Source organism: Bacteroidota bacterium, assembly GCA_018831055.1.
Lineage (GTDB): Bacteria > Bacteroidota > Bacteroidia > Bacteroidales > B18-G4 > M55B132.
The window spans coordinates 1-12,690 of sequence record JAHJRE010000017.1; the positions used below are offsets into that span (position 1 = coordinate 1).

Consider the following 12,690-nt stretch of genomic DNA (forward strand, 5'->3'; position numbering starts at 1 on the left):
AAAAAAAAGCTTCCGTTTCCGGAAGCCTTTTCAACAGAATACTGATAAGAAAATAGTATTTTACTGACTGATCACAACCGTGATCCTGGCAATGTTTGTAAGGTTTTCATCGTCAATAACTTCGAGGGAGGCCTGGTAAGTCCCGGGAACGACATAACGATGGTAAGCCTGCGGGTCGGCACGGTATCCTGTATCCCAGATACCATCGCCTTCCCAGTCCCAGCGGATCTGAACATCACCATTGGTTTTGTTCATGCTGATGGTGTTAGAGGCATCGAATTTGAATATTGTGTTGATATCTCCAATATGGGAGGGTAACACTTCAAACATGGCCAGAGGGGGAGTTGTATCGGGCAGGACGGTAATGGTTTTACGGAAGGAATCTGTCCATCCGTCGCTGTCAACGACTTCCATTCTAACATCAAAATTGCCGTCTGTGGGAAATTTATGGGTTGCGGTACTTGCATTGGAGTAGGGTGTATCCCATTTGCCGTCACCGTCCCAGTCCCATCTGAATTCGAGTTCCGAAATTGGTGTCTCCTGGTCAGAGGAACCAGATCCGTCGAAAATAAAGTTGGTGGTAACATAACCCTCCGGAGGGTTTACTGAGAAATCGGCAACGGGGCCGACTTTTTCTTCTTCCTTCTGGCAGGAAGAAAATAGTGCCACAATGCAAAACAGGCACAATATTAAGAATTGGGTTTTCATAACTACAAGGTTTGGGTCAGAGATTGTTTCGTAATTTTTGGTCTATAATAAAGAACGTTCTTAATTGGATCGTAAAAGCGTTACATCGTTGTTGTAATCAAGGTCAAATATAGTATGTTGTGGATTACATTGCAAGTATCCCTTATTAAAGTAAGTAAAAATACGGATCATACAAATGCCTGAATATTAGGATGGAAGCTTGATAAAAGTGGCCTAATTTTTTTATTAACAATGAGTTAATAATTATCAACATCCGGGAAGGTGAGTCATAAATAAAAAAAAGCCGGCTAAGCATATCAGCCGGCTTACTGGGTAATATCCCCCACATATTTTAATCGGCGATGCATCTCACACCGAGTCCAAAGGCTTTCTCAGTGTTGCCGTCACGGTATATCTGATCATTGTTGTTGAAAAGGTACCTGACATAAGCCAGGTTAATGGAGTTCTGTGTTGATGTGGCGAAAGTTGAATAAATGCCAGTATTCAGGAAATTGCCTCCATTATTCCTGTACCCGTTGAACAAGGCATTAAATCCTGTGGAACCGCCGGGTTTAAGATGCAGGGCTTCATCCGTACCTCTCATACCGGTTTTGGTGATTTCACTGAATGGCATTCCTATGGCTTCTTCAAGATATTGCCAGTCGAGATCGGATGCAACATGCCATCCTGCAGGGCAAATACCCTGGGCACCTTCGGTGGTGACATATTGCATCATTTCGTTCCACTGGTATAATGCACCGTAAGTATCGCAATTTGTTTCATTATCGTCGTAACAGTACTTTTCGATGGCTCCGTTGTCTGCCATTGCCTGGCTTCCGTTGATACGGGTTCCAATGTTCATGTTGGATGCCATCCAGCACTGGTCAACTGTTGGGCCATTAATAAATATGGTATTGTATACTTTTCCATCCCTGGGGTCGGTAAAGGGATCACCACATTGGAATGTACTCCCTGCCTTTGTGCTGAATTGCCAGACCGGGCCGGCGGTTTCCAGACCTTCGTCATCCCGGGCAACAATTTTCCAGAAGTAATTCGTGGATTCCTGCAATGATCCTGGGTCAAAACTTGTTGCAGCAACATCTTGCTGAGCCAAAGCAGGCGGATTAACCGTGCCGAAATATACATCGTACGTCAGGGGATCCTGATCAGGATCGGAGCAAGTCCAGGAAAGAGTAATGATAAGTTCCTGGTCGATGGCTCCGTCAGCGGGAACCGGGTTAGAAGGTGGATCCGGGGGCAGGTTCGTTCCTACCGGGATAACTGTGATGTTTTTAGTGGCTGTCCCGCTTAACCCTTTAGAATCAGTTACTTCAAGCTTTGCAGTGTAATCCCCGGCCGTCGTGTATTGATGAGAGGCTAGCGGAGAACCGGAAACAGGGGTATCCCAGGTTCCGTCGTTATCAAAATCCCACCTCAGCGTTAGTGATGAAAGTGCGTCTTCCTGGTCGGTGCTGGCAGATGCATCAAAGACAAATAGCGTCGTCGTATTCCCGGTAGTTGGATTTACCGTAAAAGAGGCTACCGGGGCATGATTGACAGGCGTCTGATTGTCGTCGCCGGTATTGTCATCGTCTTTTTTATCGCAGGAAACCAACAAAAGCGATATTCCTGCAGCGAGGAGTATTAAATGGTGAAATTTCTTAAGCATGATGGTAAGTTTATTAAATGAGGCGTGCAAGTTACAATATTTTTTTTGAGGAGATAATTTAGATTGATTTTAGAAGATCATGGTTAACATTATTTTCATATTTTCATAATTTTACAATCTTTTAACAATTAATTAACTATTAACATCTGTTCAACCAGGTGCGACGAATTTTCACTACAATGAACATAAGCCTTTCCCGCTTTTTGCTGGTATGCCTACTGGCGGTATTAACCGGAATTGCGTCGGTATCGCATTCCCAGGTACCTACTGTGGGAGATTGCCTGGGCGCTATTCCTGTTTGCGAAGATTATTATTTCCAACCCAATACTTCTTCAGGAACAGGGAGTTACCCCAACGAAGTTCCGGGTTCCATGACATGCCCCTATGAATGTCTAGATGGTGAAGCCAATAGTACATGGTACCGGTTCACCGTCCAGGAAGCCGGTATACTTGGTTTTATCATCAGTCCTATTGATATTAATGATGATTACGACTGGGCGGTATATAATCTTACAGATCATCGATGTTCCGATATTCTGTATATGTCGGATGAAATATGCGTAAGCTGCAATTCTGCCGGGGGTGCCGGCCTTCATGGTGAAACAGGTGCATATAGCGGCCCGGACGGCTGCGCAGGGCCGGGTAACCAGAATGGTAATACCAAGTGGAACATAGAAATCCCAGTGGAGCAGGGTGAAACCTATGTATTGTATATCAGTGACTGGACGCAATCCCCTACAGGTTATTCCCTTGATTTCAGCTCTTCTACTGCAGTAATATTCGATGATGTCCCTCCGGCCCTTGATTCCGTCTTTTATGAAGATATCACGGGTTGCCAGGAAGATCAGTTAACCTTTAAGTTTACTGAAAACGTGAGCTGCGACCGTGTGATTGCCTCTATGTTCGATGTTACCGGTCCGGGCGGACCTTATGATGTTATAGATGTCTATGGTGCAGCCTGCGATGTGGGCGGGGAATGGGAAATTGAGTTTACCCTGACTCTCGATAAACCTTTTGCAACGAATGGTCATTATAAGCTATTACTGAATTCAGGAATTAATGGTGTTGTGGATGCCTGTAATAATATTGCGCCTTCCGATACCCTTCCTTTTACCCTTGCCCTGGGTGCCCCGGTTATCATTCAAATCGGTTTAACGATCACAAACTCAACCTGTGGAGTTTCCAACGGAGCTGTCACCGGCCTCGCCGTCACAGGTCAGGGTGCTTTAACATTCATCTGGACCAATCAGGCAGGGGATACGGTAGGGACTTCATTGGATCTTTATAACGTACCTGCAGGAAATTATTCGCTGGAAGTAAGCGATAACTATAATTGTGTTACTCATGCCGGCCCCTACCAGGTACAGGATGAGGGTGCACCGGAGATCGATGAGAGCCAGATCGCGATTGCTGCTTCCTATTGCGAAGATCCTAATGGTACGATCAGCGGTTTGCTGGTCACGGGTACAGCCCCGTTCACATACGAATGGTTGGATATGGGCGGGACGACAGTGGGCAGTGACCTTGACCTGTGGGGAGTGCCGGAGGGTTTATATACCTTGACGGTAACGGATGTAAATGGTTGCGAGGTGGTCAGTGGCCCGCATGCGGTTCCGGGATTTCCGGGTCCGACGCTGGTGGAGGATTATATGGAGATACTTCCCAGCACCTGCAATGAAGCCAATGGATCGATCACCGGGATCTTTTCGAGCGGGAGCACGGCATTAGATTATACATGGTATGATGGAGGGGGCAATCCGGTAGGCACTAATATTGATCTTCTCAACGCCCCGGCCGGACAATACACGATTTTGATCCAGGATGCAAACGGATGCGATACCATAGGCGGCCCCTATCTGATCGGTGATAATCCTCCGGCTACAGTTGATGAGGCCGCTATGACGGTCACCCCGTCGACCTGTGGTAACCCCGACGGGGCGATATCGGGTTTGAGCGTAAGCGGCAGCTCTCCATTTACCTACGAATGGCTGGATGAGAACAATGTGACGGTAGGCACGTCACTGGATCTTTCAGGCGTTCCCGGAGGCCAGTACACCTTGCTGGTCTTTGATGTCAACACCTGCGAAACGGAGTCGGGCCCACATATGGTACCGGATGAAGGCGGACCGGAAGTAGAGACCTCAGCGATGGTGATCACCCCGGTGAACTGCCATGGGAGCGATGGGTTAATAGAAGGTATCACGGTGACGGGCAATGCACCGTTCACCTATTCCTGGAAAGACGACGAGGGCAACGAAGTAGGCACATTATTGGATCTGAGCGGTGTTCCGGAAGGGAACTACACGCTGGAGGCAGAAGATGTAAATGGTTGTAAGTCATACAGCGGTCCGTATTTCATAGGCAACATCGGGGGGGCGGATATCACAAGCGTACAGAGCCTGAATCCCATGTGTGAAGAGCCCAACGGAGAGATCACGGTAGAGGCCACAGGCGGCCTGGGTAACCTGGAATACAGCATTGACGGGGGACAGAGTTGGCAAGGGGGAGGAGAATTTACAGGATTGCTTCCCGGCGACTTTACAGTACAGGTAAGGGATGAGCATGGCTGCATGACAGAGTATGGTACATTGACCTTGCAGAACGAAGGCCAGCAGGTGGTTGCCACCGCCGGTGGGAACAGTCCGGTATGCGAGGGCGACCGGCTGGAGCTGAGCTGCGATATATCCGGAGCCCAGTACGAATGGCAGGGCCCGAACGGATTTACAAGCACGGAACAAAACCCGGTGATTGCGGCCGCTACGCTTCAGTCGGCAGGAACCTATACGGTGACAGTGACAACCCAGCCCTATAATTGCCAGGGCATAGCCACCACCGAAATAGAAGTCACCGAGAGTTTTGAGATGCAATTAACGGTAACGGCAAGCGCCAACCCGATATACCAGGGAGAAGATGTTGAGTTTACGGTAACACCGGATCCGCAGGGGTTTCCCGGCATATACACCTGGTACCTTGATGGGGTGGAGGTGCAAAGCGGCACGAGTTCAGCATGGGCCAACTCCAACCTGATGGACGGACAAAAAGTATATTGTGCGCTGGCCACCAACAGCGGATGTATCCTGAACAATCCGGCCTACTCGAACGAGGTGGTAATGGATGTGAAGGAGTTACCGATGTATTTCCCGAATTCGATACGGCCAAACAGCATATTGACGGAGAACCGGGAGTTCCGGCCCCGGACCAGCCTAGGGAATATTTCGGAATACAAACTAAGGATATATAACAAGTGGGGCCAGGAAGTATTTAAGAGCGAAGATGTGAACAAAGGCTGGGATGGGACGATCAACGGCAAAACAGCTCCGGTAGGGACTTACGTATACCTTGTTACCTACCAGCTCGAAGGCAACGCCTCAAAAGAAGGAGAAAAATTTGAAAAGAAGGGATCGTTCGTCCTGGTTGATTAATGCACACACCCACACTCACACCCAAACCCATACTCCTGCAACCTGTAACCTGCAACCTGCAACACGTTTCAGGCTTCAGGTTGCAACCTCAGATCTAAGATCTGAGATCTAAGATCTGACATCTGAGATCTGAGATCTGAGATCTATCACGGGTTTTCAACACACCTCACATAATATCCATAATCCTTATTCCATTTATCATGACGGATACGGTTATCGGTGCTTTGTAGCTCACGTGAAAATGCGTTAAATGAATTTTCTTCGGTGCCTGTCCAGAACCTTACAGATGCGCCCATTCCTGTTGAAGAACCGGCATTGCTGATATAACCTCCCAGGAGGGCTTTGAATCCGGCCGCATTTTGCAGCGTAAGTCCCTGGTCGGTACCAACCCATCCTGATTGTAATCCTGCATCCTGAGCGCTGATACCCAGAGATATTTCAAGGTCTTTCCAGTCATCGAAGGTGGCGGTATGCCAGCCGTCCGGACATAATTCAGTTCCTTTGGAGAAGTCCTGCATTAATTCTTTCCATTGGTATAAAGCACCGTAGGTCGTACAATTTGCCGGATCATCACCATAGCAGTATTTTTCGTCTATTCCGTTATTGGCCTGAGCTTGCGACGTTGAGATCATAGTTCCGTAATCCAGGTTGCGGGTCATCCAGCAGAGGTTGCCAAACTGCGCAGTGGGATAGATTTTTCCGTCCCTGGCATCCGTCACATCATCTCCGCATTGGAAAGTAGGAAGGAGGGTTGTGAAGTTCCAAACCGGTCCGTTGGTGGTCAATCCTTCTTCATCGGTGGCCGTGATTTTCCAGTAATAGGTTTTGTTCTCTTCAAGCTGGCCGGTGTTGTATGTGGTGATGGTAACATCGTCCAGGACTTTAGTGGCAGGTGGGTTGTCTGATCCGAAAAACACATCATAGGTGAGAGCATCCTGATCGGGATCGCTGCATGTCCAGGTGAGTGAAAGCTGCAGCGCTTGTCCGGTGGCGCCGTCAGCCGGGACAGGAGAAGAGGGTGCATTGGGTGCCTGGTTTTCCGGTGGGGGAGGGGGGGGATTGTTACCGGAATTATCATCGTCGTTGTCGTCTTTAGTGCAGGAAGCTAAAAGGAAAAGCATGGATATGCCCATTATTCCTGTAAAATATAACAGTCTTTTCATATAGTATGAATTATTAATTTGGGGTGCAAGTTATAAAAAATGTCACATTGTTTTCATTCAGACCTTATGGGATCAATAAGGGTTGTACAGAGGGGGAGAATATTGAACAAAAGCCCGTGTTGATTGAAAATTTGAAAGGATGGATTAAAAAAATGTTATTTTTACGTGGCTTTTATGTTAAGTGAAATATTCAGATATTTTAATGATGAAAATTATACATTGGACAGGAAGGATTATTATTTCTCTATCGATCTTTTTGTGGTCTTTGCAGGCTCATTCGCAATTAATCGTTCAAAATAACCTTACTCCTCAGCAATTGGTGCAGCAAATTCTGGTTGGATCAGGTGTAACTGTCTTGAATGTGACCTACACCGGGGCTGTTAATGCACGGGGATCATTTTTTAATGGCAGTTCCACAAATCTTGGTATAGATGAAGGAGTTATTCTTTCTTCAGGAAGTGTCTTTTCTGCTCCGGGACTACATTCGGTTTTTGCCAGTACCAATTTTAGCCAGCCAGGCGACCCGCAATTAACAGCAATTGCCGGAAGTGGAACGCACGATGCGGCTGTCCTGGAGTTTGACTTTATACCTCAAAGCGACACACTTACTTTCAAATATGTTTTTGGCTCTGAAGAGTATCCTGAATATGTTTGCAGCGGGTTCAACGATGTATTTGGTTTTTTTGTCTCAGGACCTAATCCTGCCAGTCCTTTCAACCCCTATAACAATATGAACATAGCCCTGATCCCGGAATCATTTCCGCCCTTGCCGGTGGCTATTAATACCGTGAACCGCGGATCACCCGGAGGAGGCTATCCTGCCAGCGGTTGTGTTTCCTTGGCCTATTCCCATCTTTATATAGATAATCAGGCTATGGGCGGTACAACCATAGTTTATGACGGGTTTACCAGGACTTTAATTGCCACACTGGTAGTGGTGCCCTGTGAGCAATACCATATCAAACTTGCTGTGGGTGATGCCGGTGATTGGATTTACGATTCTTCTGTCTTTCTGGAAGCCAACAGCTTCTCCAGTCCGGGTATGAGCAGTTCCATCTCCTTTTCCAATTCCTCCAGTTTTTTCGGAAACTCTGTGGAGGCTTGTAATGATGCAAAGATCACCTTTGAACTCACAGAACCTAAATCTTCTCCCACATATATCGAAATTGATGAGATTCTGGGAACCGCAACCCTTGGAGACGACTATTCCCTATATCCGAGTAATGATACACTGGTCATACCTGCCGGGGAGCTATCGACGGAAATAATAATTTCACCTTACTCTGATAATCTCATTGAAGGCATTGAAACCGTTAAGTTTATTTTTGCTTATGATGAAGCATGCGCGGCCTCCTTAGATACCACTACGATACAGATCCTTGACAATACCCTGGGGGTTGCCGGTATAGTTGCCGATTCCATTTATTGTATTTATGATGCCCCGGATACGCTGGTTGGACTCCCGGGAGGAGGCGTATTTGCCGGGCCTGGTATTGATAGTATAGTTTTCGATCCGGCTGTTGCGGGTATTGGGGTTCATAGCATAAAGTATAGTGTATATTTCGTTGACCAGACGATCTTTGGTACCGATACTATTTGCCAGAATGAGGTGTTCGTGGATATTGAAGTGATAGACGGACCTTCGGCCGCTGCCGGTCCTGATGATGTTATTGCGGAAGGGATGGATTACACACTGAACGGAAATGCCTCTTATTACAATGTTATTTTATGGACTTCCTCGGGTGACGGTACTTTCGACGATCCTTCCATCCTGAATGCTACCTATACTCCTTCCTTCCAGGACATAAGCAATGGCTCTGTGATGCTTTCCCTCACTGCATCAGCCCAGGCACCATGCCCGGGTGACTCAACCGATTCTATGCTGCTAACCATTGCCTCAGGAACGACAGCCATCGCCGGAGAGGATGCCACTATTTGCGAAGGCGAATCCTATCAGCTCACAGGAAATGGATTGTTTTATCAGACTCTTGAATGGTCCAGCGCCGGAGATGGTGTGTTTGATGATCCTTATGCACAGGAACCTTTATATACACCCGGTAGCGCTGATGTTGCAGCAGGAAATGTCATACTTACGCTCACGGTTTATGGTAGTTCAACCGATAGCGATGAAATGCTGCTGACCATCACCCCTGCCCCGGTCGCCGATGCCGGCGGCAATGCTGTTATCAATGAAGGTCAGGTCTTCCATGCCTCGGCACAAGCTTTTAATTTCAGTTCGCTTACCTGGGAGACATCAGGCGATGGCAGCTTTGATAATCCGGGCATCCTGAATGCTACTTATACCCCCGGCCCTGATGATAACCTCCAGGAAGGTGTTTCACTCATGCTTATAGCCGATGGCCTCACCCCATGCGGAAGCGATACAAGTGTAATGTACCTGACCATTGAAAGCGGAACAGCCTCCATTGCCGGCCCCGATCAGACCATCTGCGCGAACGATGAATTGTTGCTCGATGGCTCGGGTTCGTATTATCTGCATTCACTATGGAATACATCAGGCGATGGGCTTTTTAACGATCCTGCCCTTATGGATGCAATTTATTACCCGGGAATACTCGATATTCAGGATAGTACGGTAACCTTGACCCTCACAGTGTTCGGAAGTGATACCGTTTCATCATCGCTCACATTATATATCCATCCATTGCCGGAAGCGCCGGTCAGCCTTTTCACCAGCGAAGACCAGTTCTGTTCCGGATCCGTGACAACCCTGGAGTTATCATCCTCCGGAGGTTCAGGAACCGAATTGCAGTGGTTTGAGGATATCTGCGGTATGAGCCCTATTGGTACAGGAACACAATTAAATATCGATGCTCCCCTTCAAACCCATACTTATCACGTCTGGTGGCAGAATATGTGCGGTGTATCTGATTGCCGGGAAATAACGGTTAATGTAATCGAAAACCTGGATGTGCAGGTTGGAATAACTGCCAGTAAAAATCCCATCGAAACAGGAGAAACGGTTATGTTTACCGCCTCACCTCAAAACGGAGGGACTAACCCAACCTATACCTTCATGGTGGATGGAAATGTAGTTAAATCGGGCGCGGATAATACTTATACAACATCATCTCTTGCCGATGGGCAGACAGTCAGTGTGGAATTGCATTCATCCGAAAACTGTGTTATCAGCAGTACTGCCTATGCCGAGATCTTGGTTGGGGTAAATTTCCGCCCCAAACTGGTTGCGCCCAATGCATTCTCACCCAATGGAGACCAGTTGAATGATGTATTCATGCTCAAAGGGCCGGTGGATGAGATCGCACGTTATACCCTGAAGATCTTCGACCGCTGGGGAGCCAGGGTATTTGAGACCTCCAACATTGAAGAAGGATGGGATGGACAGATCAACGGCAGTCCTGCACCTGCCGGTGCTTACATATGGATGGCAGACTACACCATACGGGGTTCCGCCGTCACCGATGAAGGAGAAACTCACAAAGAAAATGGTACTTTTGTCCTGGTAAGATAAAATGAGCTACAAATAACTCTGACGCTTGATTCTGAAATCGTTCCGGGGTTATTTATCAGATTGATCATCAGAATATGCTTGAAAAATTTATTGTTCAGATCGCCGGTGAACTGAATGTCCGCACGGATCAGGTTAAAAACACCGTCGTTTTACTCGCTGAAGGAGCAACGATCCCCTTCATATCGCGTTATCGCAAAGAACAAACCGACAGCCTTGACGAAGAGCAGATCACCCGCATCCGTGACAGGATGGACCAGTTGAAAGCACTCGACAAGCGCCGGGAGACCATCCTGGAATCTATTGAGGAACAAGGAAAACTCACAGATGAACTACGGCAGAAAATAATGGATGTCACCACCATGACGGAACTGGAAGATATCTACCTGCCTTACCGTCCGAAACGCAAGACACGGGCTACGATAGCAAAAACCCGTGGTTTGGAGCCTTTGGCAAAGATGATCATGGCGCAGTCGGATTTCGATGTGGAAGCCAGGGCTGAACAGTTTGTGGATCCGGAAAAGGAAGTTCCTGGAGTGGAGGAAGCTATTGCCGGAGCAAGGGATATTATTGCAGAATGGGTGAACGAACACCAGTATGCCAGGAAAAGGATACGCGATCTCTTCTTCAGGAATGCCAAGGTTTCTTCTCATGTGATCAAAGGTAAGGAGCAGGAGGGATTGAATTATAAATCGTGGTTTGAATGGGAGGAATTGTTGCGCAATGCACCTTCGCACAGGATATTGGCCATGCTGAGGGGAGAAAGAGAGGGTTTTTTAAAGATCAACCTGGGCCCGGAAAAGGATGATGCCCTGGATATCCTGGAGAAGATCTTCGTTAAAGGCCGCAATGATGCCTCTGAGCAGGTTCAAAAGGCTGTTGAAGATTCATATAAGCGCCTGATGCAGCCATCTATGGAAACAGAGATGAAGGCAGTTTTTAAAGAGAAAGCCGATGTAAAAGCCATTGAAGTCTTTGTGGATAATGTCAGGCAGTTACTTATGGCACCGCCATTAGGACAAAAAAATACTTTGGCCATAGATCCAGGATTCCGTACAGGATGTAAAGTGGTTTGTCTCGACAGGCAGGGGCGGCTTTTGCATAATGAAACCATTTATCCACATCCCCCACAGAACGAGGTCAGGGAGGCTGCCCGGAAAGTGCTGAGCCTGGTTGATGCGTATAAGATTGAAGCCATAGCCATAGGTAACGGTACAGCGGGAAGACAGACGGAGAAATTCATCAGGAGCCTGAAATTCAAGAGTGACCTGATTGCTGTGATGGTAAATGAAAGCGGTGCTTCCGTTTACTCAGCCTCCAAAGTGGCCAGGGAAGAATTCCCGGATTACGATGTTACCGTCAGAGGGGCTGTTTCCATAGGCCGGCGCCTTATGGATCCTCTTGCCGAACTGGTGAAAATAGATCCCAAAGCCATTGGGGTGGGGCAGTATCAGCATGATGTTGACCAGGGCATGTTATCCAGGAGCCTGGAAGATACAGTGATAAGTTGTGTCAATGCCGTAGGGGTGGAAGTGAACACTTCCTCAAAGGAATTGCTTTCTTTTGTTTCAGGAATGGGTCCCGGCCTGGCAGAGAGCGTTGTTAAGTACAGAAATGGGAATGGCCCTTTCAGATCCAGAGAAGAACTGAAGAAAGTGCCACGGTTTGGTCCCAAAGCCTTTGAGCAGGCAGCAGGGTTCCTGAGGATACACGATGCAGATAATCTTTTGGATAACAGCGCCGTACATCCTGAGAGTTATGGGATTGTTCAGCACATGGCTCAAAGCCTCGGTGTTGGGATAGAAGATCTCATGAAAGATGAGAGTCTGAGAAAGAAAATTAAACTTCAGGAATTTGTAACCGAAACAGCCGGTTTGCCAACGCTGAAGGATATCATGCAGGAGCTGGCCAAACCCGGTCGCGATCCCAGGAAGAAATTCGATCTTTTCGAGTTTTCGCAGGATGTTCATGAAATAGAGGATCTGAAGCCGGGGATGATCCTGCCGGGAATAGTTACAAATATAACTGCTTTTGGCGCTTTTGTCGATATTGGAGTACATCAGGATGGACTTGTGCATATCAGTGAGATGGCCGACAAGTTTGTGAAAGATCCGGGCAGCATAGTCAGCCTGAACCAGAAGTTGCAGGTCCGCGTACTCGATGTGGATATACCCCGGAAAAGAATACAATTATCGATGAAGGGGCTGACGGGGGAAAATTAGCAGCGGAAAAATATCGTACATTTATGGTCGTTAACTA

Annotated in this window: 6 protein-coding genes; 3 read left to right on the top strand and 3 right to left on the bottom strand. The window is 47.5% G+C overall.

The features are described 5' to 3' along the window. Positions 1-60: 60 nt before the first annotated feature. Entirely contained in the window at positions 61-708 is a 648-nt protein-coding gene (locus KKA81_01225; GenBank protein MBU2649529.1) for a hypothetical protein, read from the bottom strand. Between the two features lie 331 nt (positions 709-1,039). After that, the gene (locus tag KKA81_01230; GenBank protein ID MBU2649530.1) at positions 1,040-2,356 is read right to left on the bottom strand and encodes a PKD domain-containing protein; all 1,317 of its coding nucleotides are present in this window, start codon (positions 2,354-2,356) and stop codon (positions 1,040-1,042) included. A gap of 179 nt (positions 2,357-2,535) precedes the next feature. Here KKA81_01230 and KKA81_01235 point away from each other — a divergent pair, with 179 nt between their 5' ends. Further along, positions 2,536-5,778 (top strand): gliding motility-associated C-terminal domain-containing protein, encoded by a 3,243-nt coding sequence (locus KKA81_01235; GenBank protein MBU2649531.1) that lies wholly within the window; start codon positions 2,536-2,538, stop codon positions 5,776-5,778. A gap of 146 nt (positions 5,779-5,924) precedes the next feature. Here the strand turns inward: KKA81_01235 and KKA81_01240 are convergent, their stop codons facing one another. Further along, positions 5,925-6,941 (bottom strand): Ig-like domain-containing protein, encoded by a 1,017-nt coding sequence (locus KKA81_01240; protein ID MBU2649532.1) that lies wholly within the window; start codon positions 6,939-6,941, stop codon positions 5,925-5,927. Between the two features lie 202 nt (positions 6,942-7,143). On the opposite strand from KKA81_01240, the gene KKA81_01245 reads away from it, so the two are divergent. Together KKA81_01245 and KKA81_01250 are read left to right on the top strand one after the other, a co-directional pair. Next, positions 7,144-10,434 carry a gliding motility-associated C-terminal domain-containing protein gene (locus tag KKA81_01245; GenBank protein ID MBU2649533.1) on the top strand — a complete coding sequence of 1,097 codons (3,291 nt, stop codon included), beginning with the start codon at positions 7,144-7,146 and terminating at the stop codon, positions 10,432-10,434. A gap of 74 nt (positions 10,435-10,508) precedes the next feature. Beyond that, positions 10,509-12,653, top strand: coding sequence for an RNA-binding transcriptional accessory protein (locus tag KKA81_01250; protein ID MBU2649534.1), 2,145 nt, complete (start codon positions 10,509-10,511; stop codon positions 12,651-12,653). Positions 12,654-12,690 lie beyond the last annotated feature (37 nt).

Excerpts from the sequence above, each read along its gene's own strand:
- KKA81_01225 (MBU2649529.1), bottom strand. The coding sequence starts at position 708 with ATGAAAACCCAATTCTTAATATTGTGCCTGTTTTGCATTGTGGCACTA.
- KKA81_01230 (MBU2649530.1), bottom strand. The coding sequence starts at position 2,356 with ATGCTTAAGAAATTTCACCATTTAATACTCCTCGCTGCAGGAATATCG.
- KKA81_01235 (MBU2649531.1), top strand. The coding sequence starts at position 2,536 with ATGAACATAAGCCTTTCCCGCTTTTTGCTGGTATGCCTACTGGCGGTA.
- KKA81_01240 (MBU2649532.1), bottom strand. The coding sequence starts at position 6,941 with ATGAAAAGACTGTTATATTTTACAGGAATAATGGGCATATCCATGCTT.
- KKA81_01245 (MBU2649533.1), top strand. The coding sequence starts at position 7,144 with ATGATGAAAATTATACATTGGACAGGAAGGATTATTATTTCTCTATCG.
- KKA81_01250 (MBU2649534.1), top strand. The coding sequence starts at position 10,509 with ATGCTTGAAAAATTTATTGTTCAGATCGCCGGTGAACTGAATGTCCGC.